Source organism: Stenotrophomonas maltophilia group sp. Smal13 (genome assembly GCF_030236855.1).
In the GTDB taxonomy this organism is placed as follows: domain Bacteria; phylum Pseudomonadota; class Gammaproteobacteria; order Xanthomonadales; family Xanthomonadaceae; genus Stenotrophomonas; species Stenotrophomonas maltophilia_A.
Genome location: NZ_JASJSQ010000092.1, coordinates 1 through 19,594 on the forward strand (window position 1 = coordinate 1; position 19,594 = coordinate 19,594).

Genomic DNA, 19,594 nt, shown 5'->3' on the forward strand with positions numbered 1-19,594 from the left:
AGGGGGCTCATATGCTGCTTATGAACAATGCTTGGGCCAACAAGCCGTGTCCTCTGGTGGTTTGGAGGTCGTGCGTAGCGATTGCCTGGTTCGCATGACGGCTCATCTACCGTGTGACTGCCGCAAGGAGGCTCATCACCTCCGGAGCACTACTGTCCCTGGTCCATGGATCTGAATCTGAAGGCTGGAAAGGGTAGTATCGCCGAAAGTATTGTTGTGATAAATGATTGATATGCTGGGCAACGGTAGACCTTCGGGGCTAACCAGGCTTCGTCGCTCGTCTTGCTGAAGGGCTCCTGCTGGTGGTGGACTACAACGGCGGGGACTGATCTACGGCTGGCCGGAAAATGGGAGGGCGCCTGGTCGGACAGTTGTGGGCCGAGCGCAGCGACGGGCGGGCCGTCTGCCTCATCGCGCAGTTGAGGGATGAAAACAACAGCAGCCTTACCGATCAGCTGCAGCGATCGGTAAGTAATCAGGATAACAGGGGGCAATGGAATGGCTGTCTACATCTCAAGTTTGGATGTTCTGAATTTTAGATCATGTGTTTCCACAAGCTTGCAGCTGACCAGCTTTACACCGCTGGTTGGGTTGAATAATTGCGGGAAGAGCAATTGTCTTACCGCGCTCCAATGGCTCGTGCGTAAGGCAAAGCTTGGTGTGGAAGATTTCCACGAGCCGACCCTGCCGGTGCAAGTGATGGGAACACTGCGTGGGATCACCGAGGCTGATCTGGCGGTCCTGGAGCAAAAGCACCGAAAGAAGATTGAAGGACACGTTCGGGACGGGGCGCTGATGGTTCGTCGCGAACAGCAGGTGCCTGGGGGCGACACCGAACTGACCGTGATGAATCCCGACACAGGCGACTGGGAGCCGAACCCTACGGGCATCGATAACGCCATCTCAGCACTCTTTCCAGATCCTATTCGCATCGGAGCAATGGAGAATGCTGAGGAGGACGCCAGTAAGGCCAAGACGACGACCACGATCGGCAAGCTGCTGGCCTCGATGCTTGCCGCTATCCAAGAGCAGCACGAGGAGGCCTTGACCCCGCACTTGGCAGCCATCCTAGGAATGATCTCTGCAGAAGGTGGGGATCGTTTTAAAGAGTTGGGTCGCATCGACGATTCAATCAATCGTAAGATTTCGGATCTTTTTCCTGGTATCCACATCAAGCTGGATTTCCCAGTGCCGGTCTTCAATGACCTCATTAAGGCGGGAACTGTCAAAGTTTACGAAGGGGAGGGGCGTGGACGTGCCTTCGGGTCATACGGCCATGGCGCGCAGCGCGCCATCCAGATGGCCATGGTCCGGCATCTGGCGGATCTCAAGCGTGGAGCAGCGGCTGCGGGCGGAGTAACGCTACTGCTGGTGGACGAGCCGGAACTCTTCATGCACCCCTTTGCAGTGGAGCAGGTGCGTGAAGCCTTGCGTGCGTTGTCAGAGGCTGGATATCAGGTCGTGTTCTCAACCCACTCTGCTCAGATGATCTTGGCCAAGGACGCGAAGAACGCTCTGCTAATGACGAAAAAGCATCCGGAGGGAACCAAAGCCCGTCCGCGCATGCAATCCGTCGTAGAACAATTGGTGGACAATCCCACGCATCAACTCCAGCAGCTATTCAGCCTGACAAATTCGTCTCAGATATTGTTTGCCGACAAAGTCGTGCTCACAGAAGGGAAGACCGAACTCCGGCTGTTGCCATCCATCTTCCAGTTGGTGGCGGGCAAAACCATGGGGCAGTCATCGTTGGCAATTGTTGCGATGAGTGGGGTCTCGGATACTCGTAAGTCAATGGAAGTTTTGTCTGCCCTAGGGTTGCCTGCGTGTGCCATCGTGGACTTGGATTTCGCTTTCCGCCAAGCAACAAAGCATGGTTTCCTGCAGGCGGATGATCCCGATGTTGCTGCGTGCAAGAACGTTCTCGCGAGGATGGCAGGCGCGGGCGTCGTGACTTTAGACGGAGCGTTGCCTTGCAAGGGGATTCAAGGGCCGGCTTCGAAGGCATTCGAGTTGCTTGCGGCCGATGACCAAGCAAAGCCCCACATCGCTGCTTTAATACAGAAACTGCGTGCTCAAGGCCTTTGGTTGTGGGGCGCTGGTGCCATTGAGCCTCACCTTGGGATTTCGGAGAAGTCGGAACACGCCTGGCTATCTCTCCAAGTCCGATTGGAGAGCGAGCCACTGGAAGATTGCTGCTCGGACGCAGATGGCATTCGATCCTTGATCGAATGGCTGGATGCCCCGCCTGCGGTTCAGCCGGCATGAGCGGCCGCGAGTGGAGCGCCTATCAGCTGGTGGATTCCGAACGGGAGCTCCGCGTCTCGGAGCATCGGTTCTACGTTGAGCAGGCCAAGACCCGCCTTCTGTCTCAGTTCGCCAACATTGAGGCGGAGGCCGATCAAGCGGAATCCGAGCACTGGGAGCGCAGCGGTCAGTCCTTCGACCCTGACTGGCACGACCCTGGCGATCTAGCGGACGCTGCGCGCGATCACGGCGTCGAGTTCTACCAGCTTCTAAGTGAGATGCATGATCGAACCCGCCTCAGTGTGGTGGCTGGCATGTATCACCATTGGGACAAGACATTTCGACGCTTCCTCGTTCGTGAGTTTAGGTGGCCCAAGTTGGTGATCGGCGACAACACGCGGCGCGCTCTTTGGAAGCTGGATAGCGCGAAGCTGGAGAGGTTGCTTGAAGCCATCGGCTTGGACCTTTCTGCTCTCGCCTGTTACCCACGCATTGATGCCATGCGGTTGGTCGTCAATGTGTTCAAGCACGGGGAGGGGAAGTCATTGGACGATCTCCAGCTGCGCTACCCGGAGTTCTTGCGAGCAAGTTCTCACGGATGGAACTTGTTCGACGACACCGACATGGAGGTGTCGGATGTTCACGTCGATGACTTTGCTGCGTCTATTGAACTGTTCTGGCGTGAATTGCCGGCTACCGTAAAGTTCGACGAGGCAAACCTAGATGTTCCAGACGATTTTGCAAAGGCCTGGAACAAAGACCTTGAGGCGCAGAAGGTATCTCGCTTTGTCAAACAGCACGACATTTAACCGGTGTTGTCTCTTTGAGTAGCCCGGGTGAGCGCTTGGTTCCATCGAAATAGTGAAATGGTGGAATCGAAGCGCTCGTGGCTCAGGGCGGAAGTCGGGGCTGGGGCGGCGGCGTTAGGTGCTCCGGAGCGCGATGTTCTAACGAAACTTTTCGTAGATGAGCTTTCCCGACCGTTCGAGCCCCGCATGGAGGATCGGGGTTTCCTCGGGGCCATGGTAGAACTCCAAGTCAACCGGGATGGGCAGTCGTTGCGCTAGTTCGGCCTCCCAGTGCTCGGAGTATCGGCTGAAGGTCGCGAACCCATCGCTAAAGTCGACTCCTGGTGCCGCTGAAAGATCAAGCTCCACCGCGATGTCAATGTCGCTGTCGGGGCGATGATCGCCTCTTAGCCGGCTCCCGAACAAGTGGATCTTCGCGATGATAGGTTCTTGGCGAGCCCATTTCAGCAGCACTGCTTCGATCACTTCTAGGTCCATTGCAACTCCAATGTCAGATCAGCTGTCCAGCTGGGGCGGACTTTATCATCCTATGATGCGTGCTCTTGGATCTGCTGCCGCGCGCACAGCAGCTTACCGGTCGGCCGGTGTCTGCCGGCGACAAGCTATTCGGTCTTCAGGTAAAGCATGGGCGTCCCATCTCCCCCACGGGCCTACCCCCGATCTAAGCGTGCCATAGTTCAGCAGGTGAAGCGGGCACTCGGCCACGTCCAGTGCGGCGGCGGCCCACTCGTCATCATCGCCCAAATGCGGCTCCTCCTTGCCCCCGTGGAAGAGGTTGTTGCGCACGCGGCGTGCCGCTTCGATCAAAGCGCGGGCATTGGATTGATGAAGGGGCAGGCGCTGGAAGACAGCGTGGTTGAGGCCGTTGATCACCGCCACCTCCTGGACCATCGGGCGATCACGTGGAGGTGTGAGGATTTGCTCGCGCGTGCTGTCCGACACCCGATCGAAGAAGAGTGGATCGTCCAGCCGTGACACCGCCTCATCCACCGCAGGCCAGTTCACCTGGGCCATTCGGTAGGGACCGGCCCGAAGAAAGCCTGGGTCGCTCTTGAGGCGAAACTCCAACTGCGCGAACGCCCGCAGCAGGTCGAACGCGAGGGGATCAGAGACGGGCATGGGTGCCTTCAAGGTCGGTGGAGGATGCGGGCTTCTGAATCTGTCGGCCAGAGGCCGCACATTCTGAGTTTAGCCGTCCCGAAGCCCTGGACACCGCGCCGCTCTCTGTTTGCATGGGGGAGAAGGAATACAAACGTATTCCAGAAAGGAGGGTGCATGAAGGGTTGGGACCGGGCGTGGGACATCCTGAGCGAGGTTGGTAAGTTCACCCTGGGGATGTCGGCGCTTTTTTGCGTCCTCTTCACCATCGCCGTTTTGACGGAGAAGCTGGAAAAGAAGGATGCGGTAACCAAGAGGGCGCAGGCGATCGAGGAGGCGATGCCCATGGCTGCCGAGATCATTGCCGTGGCCGACGAGGGCGTTCCCAAAGAATGCTCCGATGGAACGTGGGAAAAAGATGGGCTGACTTGCAGGCTGAACGAGGCGCGTGTGGCGGCAGCCGACAATTTTAAGGTGCTCTACCGGATGAACGTGCCGGGCACTGAGAAGATAGAGGCTTACAAGCTCTTCCAGAGGGGAGAGGATGAGGTTAAGCGCTACCAATGGGCGGTTTGCCTGAAAGGCGACAACAAGGAGTTGGTGGATTGGGAGGCCGACTACGCGCTTGGCGCTTATGAGTTTTCGAAGAACATTCTGGAACGTCCTTGCAGCCATTCCAGCCAATACCCTGAGGCGTGCAAGAAGGAAGGCCTCTGGTGATTGATCTCTCGTGCCTCTGTCGCCAGGACATCATCGCCCACGGCATTTCTTTCAGTGCGCTGTTGGGGACACCTTTGGACAGGCTTCGCTGGGGCGGTTCGTGCCTGTCTGTGTTGAAGTTGCGCGGACAGGTGACCGAGCAAGCCATGCGGCGCTTCGCGTTGGGCCAGGACTTCGATGGGATTCAGCAATTGTGGGAGGGCGCCGCTCATTACGAAAGTGCAGCGGGCTACCGGGTGGGGTTTCGCCTGCCGGAGGGATTTATCGATGAGTTGGCGATGGCTGACGCGGAACAACGCGACCTGCTGCGGTTCGCCCACCTTCGAGCCGTTGGACGTGCGTTGTTGTCGCTGGCATGCCAACGGGATCACCAGGTGCTGTTTGTCGCGTCCGATCGCTTGGGGGGCGACTGGACGCATCACTGGCTGTTCGCCACCGCCTGCGCCCCCGACGGAACCTGGGAGCGCCTGACTGAGGCCTTGCGCGTTGGGTTGGGCCCCGCGCCCGATCGCCAGGGCCACCTGGGCGGGGTTGCGCTGTTGAATTGCAGCGAGTAAGTCGGTGTTGGCCATGCGTCCTCCTGACCCACTGATTTTCCGCTGTAGCGGAAACGCGCAAGGGGAGGGTGACAGTTTGGCAAACTGTCGTGCAACCCCAGCGTTTTTCCGCTTTAGTCAGTAAAGCCCTCTGGACAGGATGTCCCTTTCTGCTTGCATGGATCTGAAGGGATACAAATGTATTCCATGGGGGCTGACATGAATTTCGTGGCAAGTATAAAAAAGGGTATGCGGGGATGGTTAAAGGATTTGCGTAACCCACCAAATCTATTTCAAGAGCCGATCTGGAAGGTTCGCGTGGAGTTCCTTGTATTGACGCTGCTGTCTCCAATCCTGATCCCCCGCTATGTCATTGAGAAACGCATGGGTAAATGGAGAAGGCATCGCCGGATGCCACCCATCTTTCAGCTATTCGACCGCGAAGGAGGGTTCCAGCTGAGGGAGCTTGAGCAGTTGATTGCAGATGGCGCTGATGTGAACGCTCGGGAGCGAAAAGATGGAAAAACGCCACTTATTCTTGCTGTTATGCAGGACAGTCCATGGGAAGAAAATGGGCGAAGGTGGCTCGAGGTTTGTCGCGTGCTGCTCGAAGCTGGCGCAGATCCGGACGCGGATTACGACTGTGGCGAGATAAGGCGGTCACCTATCTATTTCGCCTATCTGGCGGGCAACGTGGAGCTGCTCGACCTGTTGTTGCAGGCAGGGGCCAATCCGCGTTCGAAGGCTTGGTTGCAGTTTGTCAATGCAGAGCCACGTCCCGATGCGTGGCTCGAACAGCAACGTCCGGAAATACGCGATCGCCTATGCAGATGGGAAACGGAACAAGAGGCCCTGCGTTTGGATGCGACTCTCCCTGGCGCAACGAAAGCCGTTCCTAATAGTAGGGCACGGCTATGAGGGTGATCCCATGAACCTGCAACTCACCTGCCTCTGCCGGGAGGACGTGTTCGCCGATGGGTTCGCCTTCGCAGAACTGCTGGAGGCGCCCTTGGCCGCGTTGCGCTGGGGTGGTGCGTGGTTGACCCAGTTGAAGCCCGGTGGGCCAGTGACCGAGGAGGCCATGCGGCGCTTCGCTATGGGCCAGGATTTCGATGGGCAGCAGCGGTTGTGCGAAGGCGAGGGCCACCACGCCCGGGCGGCGGGCTACCGCGTTTCGTTGCGCCTGCCCAAAGGGTTCGCGGCGTTACTGGACACCGACGGCGAGGAGAGGGCACGGCTACAGGCTGCCCACCGCCATGCGGTTGACCAGGCGCTGTCGTTCCTGCCGTTCCAGCGTGATCACCGGGTGCTCTTCGTTGCATCCGATCGGTTGGAGGATGACTGGACGCACCACTGGTTGTTCGCCATCGCATGCGCACCGAACGGAAAGTGGGAACGGCTTGCGCTGAGCTTGCGGTTGGCGGCCAGCGAGGACGCTTATACCCACGCCATGGGGGCCTTCATGGAAGCGTTGCTGGAGACCAAACGATTGGAGCGCTTCTTCCGCCCAGCCCCCGTGGGCCGACTGAGGCAGAGGCTGTGACGCTGACGTCCAAGCCTCCCTTGACGGCCGTGCTGCCGAAAGTGTCCCTTTCTTCAACCTTGCGCCAGGCATTGGCCGCACGCGCTAGAGCAGCCGGGTGAGCGAGAGCGAAGCCGTGCGCCAATGGCTCACCGCCTACCTGGCGCGCCCCCAACTGCTGCGCTCTCCCGTTGCCGGCCCCAGGGACGACCGCTTGCCGCCTATCCGGGCTTCCCGAGACCTGGCCGACCGCGTCCGCCGCGAGGCGCAGCGGCAGCACGTGAGCGTGGCGGAACTCATCCGTCGGGTGGTTGCGTTCCACGCGTTTTGAGGCGCAACTTGGCCACGCTCGGCGGGTGCCACTTGCCCTTCGCCAAGCGTTTCTGCACGAACGCGCGGTAAGCCTCGGGGGAGGGCGGCGACTTGCGTTTGTGCCGGCGCATGTTGCAGAGCCAGCAGGCGGCAGCGATGTTGCCTACCACGTCCTTGCCGCCCTCTTGCTGGGCCACCAGGTGCTCAGCGGTGCAACGGAGCGGCGTGGCCGTTTTGGCGCTCAGGCCGAACGGCCTTAGTTCATCGGGAGAGGCGTTCCACATCGGCAGGCTGCAATAGCAGCACCGGCCCTTCTGGGCGAGGAAAGCCTCGGTTCTCAACCGTTGGAGTTTGGGCATGCTTAGATCTCAAAAAACAGGAAAAACCATCCCGTCGTCGCTTGTGCGATCGAATCGGGAACCTGTTGCCTTGAGCTAAGCAGGCAATACGCCGGGGGCATTTCCCCTCGCGGCAAGGGAGTTATCGCGCCCCAGGGTGGTGGGTGTCAAGATGGGGCCCGTTCGGGTGGCCATGCTAGGAACGATGGGCTATAACCGTTGGATTCCCTACCGGAGCGCTCCTTTGGCCCTGACCACCCTGAAATCCCTCAACGCCGAAATCAAACAGCTCTAAGCCCAGAAGAAACTGGTGGAGAAGCGCGACGGCGAGGTGCCCAAAGCCCTGGCGGTCCTGCAGAAGTATGCGAAGGTCCTCAGTCCGGCCCAGCGGCGGCAGGTGGCCAAGCTCATCGGAGAAACGATCGACGCCAAGCCGGCGCACGCCGCCAATGCTGCCCCGGGACCCCGAAAGGGCCGCAAGCTGGGCAAGGTCGCGCCGAAGTATCGCCTCCCAACCGGTGAGACGTGGGCAGGTCGGGATTTGGCCCCCAAGGCCTTCACCGCGTGGGCCAAGTCCGCCGAGGGCAAGGCGTGGGCTCAGGCCAACCCCGGAGCGAAGTTCCCCCGGCCCATGGCGCATCGAAGAAGGCACCGGGCAAGGTGGTCAAGAAGGCGGGCAAGCCGGTGAAGAAGGCCGCCCAGAAGGCCGTCAAGAAACTTGCGAAGAAAGCCGTCGCCAAGAAGGCCGGCAAGAAGGCCTGATCATGCGCGGCCTGTGCCCCAAGAAGAAGAGCCGGCTCTCGCCGCAAGGCAAAGCCATCGCGGCCGCCCACGTGCTGCTGGACAGTGCCGAGGGCCGATTGGACGAGAAGGCCGCCGGCAGGCGCTTGCGCGAGGAAGTGGGCCTCCAATGGTCCTACCTGACTTGCATCCAATACCTGTCAGGGCAAGAAGCCTTGGCGGCCATTGAATCGCTGCCCAAAGGGTGGGAGGAAAACGGGCGCACCCAGGGGCACCTGTTTGGGGCTGCAGTCATGGCTGCGCACACGGTGGCCAACCTGCGTTCGGACGGCAGCTCGTTGTGCGCCAGCTACTTGGCCCAAGAGCTCAAAGGGAAAACCGTGGAGCAGTGGCTGGCCGAGAAATTCGACGTGTTCCGGGAAGAAGTCTGACACCGGATGCCCATGGGCCCCTGATGGTGGCCCGAAGAGCTTTGGTTACCGTGGGTGTGCCGTCGAGGCCATCTCACCCGGCAACGGGGGACGGGGGCGAGAATCCCCATTCAAGCGCAGATCACCGCGGTCACACGCGAAGGGCCTTGGTTCGTCTGGCTTGCTGTTGCATCTGGTCCTGCATGCGATCAAATCAGGATGCAGCGGTAAAGGCCTAAGTCTTGATATCGAAACTGATGGGTGAGGGTGTGGTGCGGCAGAGGGAATTGAAGCTAGCTGCTGCCTGCCATTGGCCTCAGCGGCTAAAGCTGATCGGGCGTAGATGTCCGCCGGAGGCTTTTTCTTGGCGCCTCATCCGCGATCGATTGCGCACCAGCGCCGCATCTACTCGGTTGATTTTAGAAGCGGCGGGGAAACTGTGTCGAACGGTCAACGTGCGGGAGTTGACCCATCGGTAACGTAGCGGCCAGTGTCGGATGATTCTTCCGAAAGATTGGCAAGGCTAACTGATGGAAATAGGCACATTGCCTGAACCGTTCAATCAACTCGACTTGGCTGGGGTAGAGCGCCGATGCAGGGGTACCTTTGGGTGGATTCATAGGCAAACGATCGGCAGATGACTTTCACGCCGATGTCACGCGGTTGCGGCGATCTTCACCCCCAAGCGGACAGGGGGCCGCTGAGCGCCAATGGCCCGGGCGCTATGACTTGCTGCCAACCCGTGGGACTGTAGGACCCCATCATGGAACTACTTTTGTCTCTTGCTATGGTTATCTTGGCTTCCGCAACTGGTCTGGCGCTGCTCCAGCTTGTAATCGCGCTCTTCAAGGCGCCGTCCTGCCGGGAATGGTTGCGCCGCAGGAGAGCGAGATGATGCGTTCGTTTCACTACGCCTACCAGAAGGCTCGCGCTTGGCACAGCTCCGTAGCGACATCGATTTGGGCCGGAGTCCGCTATTCGTTGACGGGCGACACCGGCTATTTCAAGTCGCACGGTGGCTGGCGTCTGTCTCGCGTGCACCGGGGGTCTGAATCGGCGGAGCAATGATCGCTTCGGCTGAGCCTGTCGGGCCGCCAAAGGATTTAAGCCCTACACAGCCCGCTCGGTTTGTTTCGCTTACAGATCGGCCGTTTGTGGTGCGTGGAGCCCATCTACCCGGACGGCCAGAATGACGGGCGGCGCGCAGGCGTTGCTCTCACCGCTGCCGCTGTCGGATACTGATCCTGTCCATCGTTCGTAGCTCGCAATTCGCGCCGCCCACGGAGCCACAAGAGGGACGAATCGATCAATCAGGCCAACAACGAGCAGCCCGATGATACGTAGCAAGCTTGCTCACAGACGCGTTCTCGCCGAGGGCGGACCGATTCTGGTGTGGTTGACCTCGTTTAAAAATCATTACGTATTTACCGCCAGTGGCATCGGATTGTCTGGAAAATACGGTGTGGAGCTACGGCAGGACACGAAAGCAAGTCGGAGAGCCCTCCAAGCGCGCTTTGCGGGGTCGAAGTTTCACGAAGTGTTCGTGAGCGATGTGCCAGCTTCGGTGATCAGTGTCAACCGGTCTCTGACGTCGGCTGGGCCGCGAGACGGGATATTCTTCCTCTGCAACACAGAGGTCGTCCAAGCCGCGGTTCTCGCGCACCTCGGGGCCGTGATCCCTAGCGAGGTCATCGCTCTTGCAGCCAACTTGAGTCGGGGACGGGGCTAGCCATGGTGCACTCTTAAAGGTTCAGGAATAGCGCAACTGAAAACTGAAATTCAAGCTGGCCTGCGTTTTGTACACAGCTGATCCACGTTGGCCGGCTTGCACTGGTGCCGAGTGAAAGGTAGCCCGTAATGTCTAAGTGTGCGGTGGTGTTCGTAAGCGCGGCTGTGGAAGAGATCGGTGAGGAGCGCTTGCCCGAAGTCATGCGTGCAGGCCGAGAGTTCAATGCCAAGTGCGGCTCGCGTGCAGTTGTATGCTTCGACGGCAGCAGGTTTTTAACGTATTTGGAAGGCACAGCGAGTGCGGTGGCTGCGAGCTCCGTTTACACCCAGTCCTTCACCCTGCATACCGAAATCGTTGAGCTGGCGCGGGGATCCATCCAGCAGTTGCGGTTCCCTGCGCATGCATTGCTCTTCCTGCGGATTTCAGAAGCCGAGCTCAAAGCACTGATGAGGTCGAACTGGGTGAATTTCTCCCAACGCTTCGGAGGGAAATTCATCCCAGAAACGGGGATGGAGCGGCTTGCCGCATTGGTCGGCAATCGTCTCGATGACGTTCCGCAGTGATGGGTAACGGATTTCCTCTGTAGGCCGCCCGATTCACGTTGCACAGTGGAAGCAGGGGAGTCATGAATTTGAGGCATTCGACAGGGGCATGCCATGCGGTTGGAATTTACTCACAGCCACATCTACCCAGGGGCCACCGCGTCCCTGACAGGCGAGCAGGCTGAACTGGGCGAGAGAACCACCTGCTTGGTCGAGCTCAGTGACGGCGTGGTCCTCTCGACCAGCTGTCTGATTCAAGGGGGGGAGATCATGCTATTCATGCCGGACTACCTGACCGCCCGTGGGGCAAAGATTCCGGCGAAGGACTGGGTGCTGCGGAAGGATCTGGAAACAGGCGCCTGGAAGGCAAAATCAAAGGTTGCCGTGTAGCACTTGCTGCTCTTCCCGACCCGTCAGGTTGTTGGGTCTGAAGCAATCTTAGGAGCGTGTCATGCCAAACCGTGCGGTGGTTTTTGTGAGTGAGGCCAGCCCCTACCTTAGCCTTGGGCGGCTGGTTGAGTTGATAGCCGACGCGGAGCGGTTCAACAGACAGGCCGGCGTGACCGGGGTGACCTTGTGCGACGGGGCCCGGTTCCTGTCCTACCTGGAGGGTCCACCGGATGGCCTTCGCGTTGCCTACGCCAGGGCATCCGAAGTGCGCAGCCACCTGAACTTCATCGAGTTGGCACGCGGGCGTGTCTCGCAACGTCGGCTGCCGCGGTGGCCTATGCGGCTGTTTTTGGCCAAGGAGGGCCAGCTGCAGAGCATCGCGATGGCAGACTGGGCCAGCTTCTCTCAGCGGGGCGATGCGGACGCAATGAATTCAACGGCGATGGATCTCCTTGTGCGCTTTGCCGAAAGCAGAAGTCGTCCCAACTAGCTTGAACCAGCTGCTGACCGTGTGGAAAATTTGACCCGACCTTGTGGAACGGCAATCCACATGAACGTTCTCTTCGTGGACATTGAAACCTCCATCTGTGAGTTGGTTGGAGTCGAACTAAGAGAGCTCGGCTATGACGTCGAATGCTTGGAATTCAGCTCAGGAGCCTTGCGCGCAGCGCAAGCGGGGCACGTCGACGTCGTCATTCTGGATGTGCCCGCCAGCCCTGACGCCCGGCGCAGTGCATACAAGTTGGCAGACGAACTTCGGCGCGATGGCATCGCTTTCTTCTTTACCTCCACGCTTCATCCGAACGATGTGATCAGCCGGCACCGGGATCGGGGTGTTTTGTCCAAGCCCTACGGCGTCAAACAGATCGATTCCTGGATCGAGGCGCTTGGCAAAGATTGCAGAGGCGAACCGGCAGGCGCGCACGTGCGCTAGCTGACTGGCAACATGCATCCGCCCTTTGGAGTGCATTGGACCGCAAGCCTTCCTCTTTACAGTGGATACGCTGGAAGCGAACGTCGCTGCTGCCCATCAATGCGCGCTACTTGCATGATCAGAAGCACTGTCGTTCAGCACCGTCACTTTCAAGACGGCGACCAGATCGTTGTCCTGCAGACAGCGTTCAAGAACTGGCTCCTGAATACGTCGTTCGCCATTGGATTTCCCGACTCCAGCAATCGGCCGCTTTCTGATCGAGCGGAGCAGGCCAAGCGCGCGCTGTTGGCCACGGCGAGCGAGATCAAAGGCCACAGTTACCAGGAGGCCTTCGTCAGGTCTCCTTTCGCCGCGCTTATCTCCATTCATAGCGCGTTGAGTGCTTCAAGCCACGGCGACGCCGTGTTCTTCCTGTGCGCCGACGAAGCCACGTCGGAAGCATCTCCAAAAAACTGATGCTGGCATTCGCCATAACGACCAGCATGACCTTGGCGTTGGGCATCTTCACTATTGTCCGCGCGTCACATTCGAAGCAGGAGTTGTCCAGGATTGAGTCCGTCTGGGCGCCTGGCAGCTATGCCATCGGAGAGATGCGTGCGCAGTTCGGCGATCTCCGCATCTACGAAACCTCCCAGGTCAGCGAAGCCACTTCCGCTGAGGCCGTCAAGCAATACGAACAGCGGATCGTGGCGGGCAAGGCCAAGATCAACGAGCTGGTGAAGCAATACCTGCGGTCCTTCGCCGATGGCGAAGATGCCGCGTTGTTCAAGCCGGTCAGCGCTGCGTTGAGCGATTACTTTGTCATCCACGATCAGCTTCACGCTGCGCTCCTCGCTGGCGATGCCGAGGCCGCGCAGACGATCTCGGTGACAGAATCCAGGGCAAAGCGCGTGGCGCTATTCGACGCCATGGATAAAGTCAGCGAATACAGCCTTCGCGGCATGAAGGCTGAACTCGCAACCAACGCAGCAAGCCTCAACAACCTGATGTCGATCACAGGCTTGGTCTTGGCGGTGCTGTACTTGGTCGCAAGCGTGCTGGGGTGGGCGATCAGCCGTTCGGTCACCCGGCCCATTGGTGAGGCGTTGCCCGCTATCCGCAGCGTGGCCAATGGCGACCTCAACGTGCGAACCGACTACCAGAGCCGCGATGAGGCGGGCCAGATGCTGCTCTCCCTCCGTCAAATGGTTGCCACCTTGGAGCGTTTTTCGAACGACACCAAGGTCATGGTCAAGCTTCACGAGGCCGAAGACATCTCGCACCGGATTCCGGAGGACCTGCCCGGTGTCTACGGCGAGCTGGCCAAGGGCATGAACACAATGGTGTTCGAGCACCTTGAGGCCATCCTGGATGCCATCCAAGTGCTCAACGAGTATGCGGCCGGTGACCTGCGGCGTGACGCGCGACGCCTGCCCGGCTCCCGGGCGTGCTCCACGAATCGATGGACGCTGCCAAAGCAAGTCTGCTGGCGATCAACACGGAGATCAAGCGGTTGGCAGTGTCGGCTGCCGACGGCGACTTCTCCGCCCGCGGTAACACGTCTGCGTTCCAGCACGACTTTGAATTGATGGTTTCGGACCTCAACCGTCTGATGGAGACAGCTGACCACAGCCTCAGCGCCGTCTCCACCTTGCTTCAGGCCATTGCCTCTGGCGACTTGACCCACCGCATGGAAGGCGACTTCCGCGGCGTCTTTGCGACGATGAGCGAAGACGCTAACGCGACCGTGGCTCAGCTGACCGATATCGTCTCCCGCATCCAGCAGGCATCCACGGCAATCAATACCGCGTCGACGGAAATTGCCGCGGGCAATGGCGACTTGTCGCGACGCACCGAACAACAAGCGGCCAACTTGGAAGAGACGGCGGCGTCCATGGAGGAGCTTACCTCCACCGTGCACCAAAACGCTGAGCATGCACGCCAGGCCAGCGAGTTGGCCAGTGGGGCCTCGCGCGTGGCCGGGCAGGGCGGTGGAGTGGTCGGGAAAGTAGTGGAGACGATGGGGGGTATCGAAGCCTCGTCGCGCCGCATCGGGGACATCATCTCCGTGATCGATGGCATTGCTTTCCAGACCAACATCCTCGCACTCAATGCGGCCGTGGAGGCGGCTCGAGCCGGGGACCAGGGTCGAGGGTTCGCCGTGGTGGCCTCCGAGGTGCGCACGTTGGCACAGTGCTCTGCCTCTGCAGCCAAGGAGATCAAGGGGCTAATCGAGGACTCTGTGGCCAAGGTCGCTCAAGGATCGGCGCTGGTTGACCAGGCTGGCCAGACGATGTCTGAGATTGTCAGCTCGGTTGAGCGCGTGTCCAACGTCATTGGTGAGATATCTGCCGCCTCTCAGGAGCAGGCGTCGGGCATCGAGCAAGTGAACCAGGCTGTTTCTCAGATGGACGAAACGACCCAGCAGAACGCCGCGTTGGTGGAAGAAGCGACCGCCGCTGCCCGATCCATGGAAGACCAGTCGGTACAGCTGGCAACCGCCGGCGCGGTCTTCAAGGTGAATGAACGCGCGCAGGGAAAGACGCCAGCCACGGCCAGTGCAAGCTTGGCCAAGCCAGGTGCTGTGGACGGCTCCCGCCTTTCTCAAACCGCCTACGCGGGCAAGCCAACCCCGCCGAAGGCATTGCCAGCTCGTCCCGCACGGCAGGTATCTGCGGACGCAGCGCACTGGCAGGAGTTCTAACCGCCCTTCCAAGGCCAGTGCGAACGCATGGTCGCTCGCAGGGCATGGTTGACCGAAGTTGCCGCTGAAGTCACCGTGGGTGAGGCCGCCTGGATGGCGGCCTCAGACCCGCAAGCGCGCCGAAAGCTCGGCGCCTTGCGCCGTGAGGCGGCGAGGCGGCAATGGCATTGGCCGAGGTTACGGCCGCCCGATGGCCGCTCCGCTTTGGCAGTTCAGCGGCTCGGAGACGGGGGAATGCCAGCCAATGGTTCCCTCAGGATGCCCAGCCATGGCTCGACGATCTCCTCGAACGCGAAGACATGGTCCCGGTGCTGGTCCATCCCTTGGAGGTAGTGCCGAATGCTGCGCTCAAACTCGTCTGCGACGTTGGCGTTGCCGGCGTTCGTGCGAAGCAGGAGCACTGTGGCGGCTTCCAGCGCCGCAACACGTATATGCATGCGATTCATTGCTTCTTGAAGACGCAAAAATGCGTCCCTGACCTCGTCGTTCACCAAGCCCTCCGCGAGCAGGCACATCAACACAGAAGAGGATCAGTGGCTGCTGCTTGAGCCCGGGATCGTCAGGCGAGCACGGTTGGCGGCGATCAGAAGGGCATTGCCAATTCGCTCCGCTTGCGTCGGAGTCATCGTCGAGCCGCACATGGTCGAGTCACCGGCCGCGTTGCGAACTTGGTAAAGCCCGAGTGCAACCACTGCTGTTTCGGCGTCAATGCCGACTTCAAACCTGTCCAGTGGGAACCACGTTGCTCCGTCGAATTTCTCCATCGAGCGCCCCATGCACGGAATCGCGTTGTCAGCCAGAGATTACCGCAAAGCGTGGAACTTGGAACGCGCGCGAATCGGTTGCAACTGAAAGCGGCAGCACCGTGCAGCATTGGGCAATCAACCTGAATCGATCTCCAGCCGTTGCTGAATGGATAGGGCACGACCAGGGTCAATGACGGCGACGCGTTTGCCGTTCCCCAGCTGCACGCCCTGCGGGCAGAGCTCAGCGAATCGGTCGCTGTGAGCGGCAGGCTCGGCACGCCAGGCAGACAGGCTCTCGATGACCAAGACTTCGTCCACTGCAAGGGCGAACAGCTGAACCGCGGATTGAACCAACAGCATTGCTGGACAACCCGTCCCGACTGCATCGCCTCCGGTGATCAAGCCCAGATCAACCACAGGGACGTCTTGCCCTCTGATCGAGACTACAAACTGGCGGTCCCGGGTTCGGGTCAGCGTCTCTGGTCCGCGTATTTCCACGGCCGACTCGACATCCACACCGAACAAATCGCAGCCCACACGCACAATCACCAGCTCCAGCAATGGCTCTGATGAGGCCTGCAGAAATGGATCATAAGGCAGGGGAACGGTCATGGTTTCTGTGGGCAAAGACCAAAGGGCGATCGCATCATGCCCTTAATGTGTCCACCGTGGCAATTCATGCCCTAGGAAATCCGAGGCGTTCAGATTGGCAGGCCAAGGGCCTCACTCTGACAAGACCTGCCCGTCGTCCGAAGACGATGGGTTAGCGGTGGCTGTAGCGTTCGTGCCGGCCATTCGCTTCATGAACTCTTCCAACCTCATCCGGCTCACCGCTTGGTGGTTCTGGCAGTGTGGGCACACCATCACACCGGCGCCTTCCAAGTCCGTCAGGCCCTCGCCCGGTGCTAGCAGCGAGGTGAGACCACAGCTGCTACAAGTGGCCTCAACAGCATGCAGACGCGCCAGAGCGCCGTCGGAGGTCAGTTCTCCATTGACAAAGCGAAGCAAAAAAAAACCGGTTTAGCCACGGGTAGGGTCCTGAAATAGGCCAGAGGCAGTCAGCGGCCTCAGCGATCTCGCAGACTTCCTGAAAGCGATACGCACGCTGCAGGATCCTTCCGCGTGCTTCCATCCGGGACGGTTCGTCGGCTGGAAGACCGAGTATCAAACTCCCTCGGGTCAGGGCGCAAGGAGCTCGGCCAACTCAATGGCGCTGATGGGTCTGGAAAGCGCGAAACCTTGAATTTCGTCACACCCAAGGCCTTGGAGCTTGGCGACCTGACCGTTCGTCTCGGCTCATTCAGCGACGGTCGAGTAGCCCAGATCATGGGCCAGACCGACGATCGCTTGGACCTTGAGCAACGCGCGTTGGTCTTCGGAAATATCGTCTATCAGCGACTTGTCGAGCTTGAGCGTGTGAATGGGCAACTCGGTCAGGTATCCGAAATTGCTGTAGCCGCTGCCGAAGTCATCCACCGCGAGCCGAATGCCTGACGAGGCCATCCGCTTGAGTTGCTCGCCCGGCAGCGAGTTGACCCGCAGCCATTCTCCCTCGGTGATCTCGACCTCCACGTCCTGGCAATCCAACCCCTGCGCGTGGATTTTGGCCACGAGTTCATCGGCCATTCCTTGCCGCGCGACATTCCGAGCGGAGAGGTTGATGGAAAGGCTCAACGCAAGGCCAGCACGCTTCCATTGCGCCAATTGTGCCAATCCTAGGCGCAAGCGAGCGGCCCCTGGGGGCACTGGTGGCCGCGGCCACCCAGTCGCGTTACTCAATCTCCCCCGATTGGCAGCAGGAGCAGATTTATCGCCAAGGGGACATGGCCGAGCTCAAGGCCACTGGGGGCAACTGGCGTCAACAGCTGATCCACCCCGAGGACAGGCCCGCGGTGGAATTGGCCATTGCTCATGCCCCGGAGTTGGCGTCGCCGTTGGAGGTAGAACACCGCGCCTTGTTGCCAGACGGCTCCGTCCGCTGGATACAGTTGCGGGCAGTCCCGTTGATGGACAGCGAAGGCAACGTGAGCGAGTGGTTCGGTGCAGCCTCCGGCATCACCGATCGCCGCGTGGCTCAAGAGCGTTTGCAGCAGTTGACCGCAACGCTTGAAGAGCGGGTGCAGGCCGGCACTGACGAACTGATGGCGATGGAGGAACGGCTGAGACAGGGCCAGAAGATGGAGTCCCCCGGCCAACTGGCCAGCGGCATTGCCCACGACTTCAACAACATGCTCACCGGGGTCTCCATGGGCTTGGAGCTGTTGGAGATGCGCGTTGGCCAAGGCCGTTTGGAGGACCTGGGTCGCTACGTGGAGATGGCTCGAACGGGGGCCGACCGAGCTGCAGCGTTAACCCAACGACTGTTGGCGTTCTTTCGCCGGCGGACGTTGGCACCGTCGGCCATCCACGTGTCGGCCATGGTGAACAGGACGCTCCACATCCTGGCCCGCTCCATCGGGCCCTCCATTGAGATCGAGACGCGGTCGGATCAAGTGGAGGACGTCGTGCGGGTGGATGCTCCGCAGCTGGAAAACGCCCTTCTCAACCTGTGCATCAACGAGCGCGATGCGACGCCGGATGGAGGGCGCATCTCGATTGAGGCCGAGCTCTCACACGTCGATGGCGGACTGGCGGAGCGTTTGGTGCTGACGCCTGGACCCTATGTTCGCTTGTCGGTCCGAGACACGGGAACCGGCATGGACGCGAGCGTTGTTGAAAAGGTGTTCGAGCCCTTCTTCACGACCAAGCCGATCGGGTAGGGCACGGGGTGGGGCTTGCCGATCTACGTATTCACGCGCCAATCCGGCGGTCAGGTGGCGGTTGACTCCATCCCTGGGGTGGGAACCACGATGCACCTTTATTTGCCGCAAAGCACGGCTGATACCGATGACCGAATCCAGGAAACGCCCGCGCTTCCCCCAGCCACGTCGCCTGGTCGCTCGGTCCTTCTGGTAGAAGACGAGACCGCCATGCGCACGCTGGTGAAAGAGGTGCTGAGCAGTTTGGGCCACCGCGTGAAGGCGGCTGCAAACGGCAGCGACGCCCTCACTGTGCATGCCAGCGAAAAGCACTTTGATTTGCTGATTACGGACGTGGGCCTGACGGGCTCGCTCAATGGGCGGCAGGTGGCGGACGCGGGCCGGCAGCGCCGTCCGACACGCCGGTGTTATTCATCACCGGCTATGCAGCAAGCGTCGCGGTAGGAGCCGGCCAGCTTGAGTCTGGCATGGAGATACTCACCAAGCCGTTCGCCGCGGGGGAGTTGGAAAGAAGAGTGACCGAGTTGTTGCTGGAAGCCGTCAAAGCGTCGAACGAACCGTTCCCAGCAACTCCAGCAGCGTGAAAGCTTCTTGAGCAGCATAACGTCGTTTTCGAGGAAGTGTGGGTCTGCGCCGGAAACGCCCCCGTGACCGGTGACCAGCAGGACCGTCACGGAAGGGTGGCGTGCCATGGCGTGCTTGGCGAGATCGTGCCCGTTCATCCCCGGCAGGCCCACGTCGGAGATGAGGAGATCGAAGGCGGGTTGCTGTGCCAAGCGCTCCACAGCCGCTTCAGCGTCTCCGACCGCAGTGATGTCATAGCCGCTGTCTTTGAGAACGTCCTGCATCGATTCGCGGATGGCGACGTCGTGCTCTACAAGAAGGATGCGAGGGTACGAGAGGCAGTCATAGCAAACCTGGTTGATCAAAAATTCGAGGAATCATGCAGGACGGGGAGTAAAGCGCTGGTGCATCCCTGTGATGACGGCAATCACGGGAAGGCGAGGGCGCCGTCGCGCCTTGACGCGGTTTTGCCGCGAGGGCTGGATACTCAATCCCCACCCCCTCCCGCCTGGAC

Annotated in this window: 23 protein-coding genes and 1 pseudogene; 16 read left to right on the forward strand and 8 right to left on the reverse strand. The window is 60.1% G+C overall.

Going from position 1 to position 19,594, the window contains the following annotated elements:
- Positions 1 to 498 precede the first annotated feature (498 nt).
- On the forward strand, positions 499 to 2,268 hold the full coding sequence (locus QRO95_RS21250; RefSeq protein ID WP_082783310.1) for an ATP-dependent endonuclease: 1,770 nt from the start codon (positions 499 to 501) through the stop codon (positions 2,266 to 2,268).
- On the forward strand, positions 2,265 to 3,056 hold the full coding sequence (locus tag QRO95_RS21255) for a hypothetical protein (RefSeq protein WP_046272134.1): 792 nt from the start codon (positions 2,265 to 2,267) through the stop codon (positions 3,054 to 3,056). The genes QRO95_RS21250 and QRO95_RS21255 overlap by 4 nt, the downstream gene beginning before the upstream one ends.
- Positions 3,057 to 3,194: 138 nt before the next feature.
- Here the strand turns inward: QRO95_RS21255 and QRO95_RS21260 are convergent, their stop codons facing one another.
- Entirely contained in the window at positions 3,195 to 3,533 is a 339-nt protein-coding gene (locus QRO95_RS21260; RefSeq protein ID WP_046272133.1) for a nucleotidyltransferase domain-containing protein, read from the reverse strand.
- Positions 3,534 to 3,626: 93 nt separating this feature from the next.
- Positions 3,627 to 4,175 (reverse strand): hypothetical protein, encoded by a 549-nt coding sequence (locus QRO95_RS21265; RefSeq protein ID WP_061478947.1) that lies wholly within the window; start codon positions 4,173 to 4,175, stop codon positions 3,627 to 3,629.
- 156 nt (positions 4,176 to 4,331) lie between these two features.
- Between QRO95_RS21265 and QRO95_RS21270 the strand changes: the two genes are divergently transcribed.
- The 5 genes from QRO95_RS21270 (at position 4,332) to QRO95_RS25405 (ending at position 7,263) form a co-directional block, all read left to right on the forward strand.
- Positions 4,332 to 4,874, forward strand: coding sequence for a hypothetical protein (locus QRO95_RS21270; protein ID WP_061478946.1), 543 nt, complete (start codon positions 4,332 to 4,334; stop codon positions 4,872 to 4,874).
- Positions 4,871 to 5,431: a hypothetical protein gene (locus tag QRO95_RS21275; RefSeq protein WP_061478945.1), complete on the forward strand. Its 561-nt coding sequence runs from the start codon at positions 4,871 to 4,873 to the stop codon at positions 5,429 to 5,431. The genes QRO95_RS21270 and QRO95_RS21275 overlap by 4 nt, the downstream gene beginning before the upstream one ends.
- A gap of 198 nt (positions 5,432 to 5,629) precedes the next feature.
- Positions 5,630 to 6,328 (forward strand): ankyrin repeat domain-containing protein, encoded by a 699-nt coding sequence (locus QRO95_RS21280; RefSeq protein WP_181503448.1) that lies wholly within the window; start codon positions 5,630 to 5,632, stop codon positions 6,326 to 6,328.
- A gap of 10 nt (positions 6,329 to 6,338) precedes the next feature.
- A complete protein-coding gene (locus tag QRO95_RS21285) occupies positions 6,339 to 6,953 on the forward strand; it encodes a relaxase domain-containing protein (protein WP_157805966.1) in 615 nt (204 codons plus the stop codon).
- Between the two features lie 115 nt (positions 6,954 to 7,068).
- Positions 7,069 to 7,263: a ribbon-helix-helix protein, CopG family gene (locus QRO95_RS25405; RefSeq protein ID WP_404830380.1), complete on the forward strand. Its 195-nt coding sequence runs from the start codon at positions 7,069 to 7,071 to the stop codon at positions 7,261 to 7,263.
- Here the strand turns inward: QRO95_RS25405 and QRO95_RS21290 are convergent.
- Positions 7,229 to 7,603, reverse strand: coding sequence for an HNH endonuclease (locus QRO95_RS21290; RefSeq protein WP_082783308.1), 375 nt, complete (start codon positions 7,601 to 7,603; stop codon positions 7,229 to 7,231). The genes QRO95_RS25405 and QRO95_RS21290 overlap by 35 nt on opposite strands.
- Positions 7,604 to 8,346: 743 nt before the next feature.
- On the opposite strand from QRO95_RS21290, the gene QRO95_RS21300 reads away from it, so the two are divergent.
- From QRO95_RS21300 to QRO95_RS21330, 7 genes and pseudogenes are all read left to right on the forward strand, one after another.
- A complete protein-coding gene (locus QRO95_RS21300) occupies positions 8,347 to 8,754 on the forward strand; it encodes a hypothetical protein (RefSeq protein ID WP_061478942.1) in 408 nt (135 codons plus the stop codon).
- 1,836 nt (positions 8,755 to 10,590) lie between these two features.
- Complete coding sequence (locus QRO95_RS21305; protein ID WP_006375649.1) at positions 10,591 to 11,025, forward strand: BLUF domain-containing protein; 435 nt, start codon at positions 10,591 to 10,593, stop codon at positions 11,023 to 11,025.
- Positions 11,026 to 11,118: 93 nt separating this feature from the next.
- Entirely contained in the window at positions 11,119 to 11,394 is a 276-nt protein-coding gene (locus tag QRO95_RS21310; RefSeq protein ID WP_049452609.1) for a hypothetical protein, read from the forward strand.
- Positions 11,395 to 11,455: 61 nt separating this feature from the next.
- Positions 11,456 to 11,884: a BLUF domain-containing protein gene (locus tag QRO95_RS21315; RefSeq protein ID WP_061478940.1), complete on the forward strand. Its 429-nt coding sequence runs from the start codon at positions 11,456 to 11,458 to the stop codon at positions 11,882 to 11,884.
- A gap of 60 nt (positions 11,885 to 11,944) precedes the next feature.
- Positions 11,945 to 12,328: a response regulator gene (locus tag QRO95_RS21320; protein WP_046429004.1), complete on the forward strand. Its 384-nt coding sequence runs from the start codon at positions 11,945 to 11,947 to the stop codon at positions 12,326 to 12,328.
- Between the two features lie 114 nt (positions 12,329 to 12,442).
- Positions 12,443 to 12,784, forward strand: coding sequence for a hypothetical protein (locus tag QRO95_RS21325; RefSeq protein ID WP_125892003.1), 342 nt, complete (start codon positions 12,443 to 12,445; stop codon positions 12,782 to 12,784).
- Positions 12,784 to 15,011 (forward strand): annotated as a pseudogene (locus tag QRO95_RS21330) (methyl-accepting chemotaxis protein). Before QRO95_RS21325 ends, QRO95_RS21330 begins: the two are co-directional and overlap by 1 nt.
- A 212-nt stretch (positions 15,012 to 15,223) precedes the next feature.
- Here QRO95_RS21330 and QRO95_RS21335 read toward each other — a convergent pair.
- The 4 genes from QRO95_RS21335 to QRO95_RS21350 form a co-directional block, all read right to left on the reverse strand.
- Positions 15,224 to 15,502 carry a hypothetical protein gene (locus tag QRO95_RS21335; protein WP_125892001.1) on the reverse strand — a complete coding sequence of 93 codons (279 nt, stop codon included), beginning with the start codon at positions 15,500 to 15,502 and terminating at the stop codon, positions 15,224 to 15,226.
- A gap of 39 nt (positions 15,503 to 15,541) precedes the next feature.
- Positions 15,542 to 15,775: a hypothetical protein gene (locus QRO95_RS21340; RefSeq protein ID WP_125892000.1), complete on the reverse strand. Its 234-nt coding sequence runs from the start codon at positions 15,773 to 15,775 to the stop codon at positions 15,542 to 15,544.
- 117 nt (positions 15,776 to 15,892) lie between these two features.
- Positions 15,893 to 16,369 (reverse strand): chemotaxis protein CheW, encoded by a 477-nt coding sequence (locus tag QRO95_RS21345; RefSeq protein ID WP_046272126.1) that lies wholly within the window; start codon positions 16,367 to 16,369, stop codon positions 15,893 to 15,895.
- Positions 16,370 to 17,053: 684 nt separating this feature from the next.
- Complete coding sequence (locus tag QRO95_RS21350) at positions 17,054 to 17,461, reverse strand: EAL domain-containing protein (RefSeq protein WP_285303429.1); 408 nt, start codon at positions 17,459 to 17,461, stop codon at positions 17,054 to 17,056.
- A gap of 44 nt (positions 17,462 to 17,505) precedes the next feature.
- On the opposite strand from QRO95_RS21350, the gene QRO95_RS21355 reads away from it, so the two are divergent.
- Positions 17,506 to 18,516, forward strand: a complete 1,011-nt coding sequence (locus QRO95_RS21355) for a sensor histidine kinase (RefSeq protein ID WP_082783306.1) — start codon at positions 17,506 to 17,508, stop codon at positions 18,514 to 18,516.
- 15 nt (positions 18,517 to 18,531) lie between these two features.
- Positions 18,532 to 18,960 (forward strand): response regulator, encoded by a 429-nt coding sequence (locus QRO95_RS21360; protein WP_065427813.1) that lies wholly within the window; start codon positions 18,532 to 18,534, stop codon positions 18,958 to 18,960.
- Here QRO95_RS21360 and QRO95_RS21365 read toward each other — a convergent pair.
- On the reverse strand, positions 18,924 to 19,445 hold the full coding sequence (locus QRO95_RS21365; RefSeq protein ID WP_061478936.1) for a response regulator: 522 nt from the start codon (positions 19,443 to 19,445) through the stop codon (positions 18,924 to 18,926). The two genes, QRO95_RS21360 and QRO95_RS21365, sit on opposite strands and share 37 nt — an antisense overlap.
- Positions 19,446 to 19,594: the final 149 nt, after the last annotated feature.

Coding starts and splice junctions, on each gene's coding strand:
- QRO95_RS21250 (WP_082783310.1), top strand. CDS start 499: ATGGCTGTCTACATCTCAAGTTTGGATGTTCTGAATTTTAGATCATGT.
- QRO95_RS21255 (WP_046272134.1), top strand. CDS start 2,265: ATGAGCGGCCGCGAGTGGAGCGCCTATCAGCTGGTGGATTCCGAACGG.
- QRO95_RS21260 (WP_046272133.1), bottom strand. CDS start 3,533: ATGGACCTAGAAGTGATCGAAGCAGTGCTGCTGAAATGGGCTCGCCAA.
- QRO95_RS21265 (WP_061478947.1), bottom strand. CDS start 4,175: ATGCCCGTCTCTGATCCCCTCGCGTTCGACCTGCTGCGGGCGTTCGCG.
- QRO95_RS21270 (WP_061478946.1), top strand. CDS start 4,332: ATGAAGGGTTGGGACCGGGCGTGGGACATCCTGAGCGAGGTTGGTAAG.
- QRO95_RS21280 (WP_181503448.1), top strand. CDS start 5,630: ATGAATTTCGTGGCAAGTATAAAAAAGGGTATGCGGGGATGGTTAAAG.
- QRO95_RS21285 (WP_157805966.1), top strand. CDS start 6,339: ATGAACCTGCAACTCACCTGCCTCTGCCGGGAGGACGTGTTCGCCGAT.
- QRO95_RS21290 (WP_082783308.1), bottom strand. CDS start 7,603: ATGCCCAAACTCCAACGGTTGAGAACCGAGGCTTTCCTCGCCCAGAAG.
- QRO95_RS21300 (WP_061478942.1), top strand. CDS start 8,347: ATGCGCGGCCTGTGCCCCAAGAAGAAGAGCCGGCTCTCGCCGCAAGGC.
- QRO95_RS21305 (WP_006375649.1), top strand. CDS start 10,591: ATGTCTAAGTGTGCGGTGGTGTTCGTAAGCGCGGCTGTGGAAGAGATC.
- QRO95_RS21310 (WP_049452609.1), top strand. CDS start 11,119: ATGCGGTTGGAATTTACTCACAGCCACATCTACCCAGGGGCCACCGCG.
- QRO95_RS21315 (WP_061478940.1), top strand. CDS start 11,456: ATGCCAAACCGTGCGGTGGTTTTTGTGAGTGAGGCCAGCCCCTACCTT.
- QRO95_RS21320 (WP_046429004.1), top strand. CDS start 11,945: ATGAACGTTCTCTTCGTGGACATTGAAACCTCCATCTGTGAGTTGGTT.
- QRO95_RS21325 (WP_125892003.1), top strand. CDS start 12,443: ATGATCAGAAGCACTGTCGTTCAGCACCGTCACTTTCAAGACGGCGAC.
- QRO95_RS21340 (WP_125892000.1), bottom strand. CDS start 15,775: ATGGAGAAATTCGACGGAGCAACGTGGTTCCCACTGGACAGGTTTGAA.
- QRO95_RS21345 (WP_046272126.1), bottom strand. CDS start 16,369: ATGACCGTTCCCCTGCCTTATGATCCATTTCTGCAGGCCTCATCAGAG.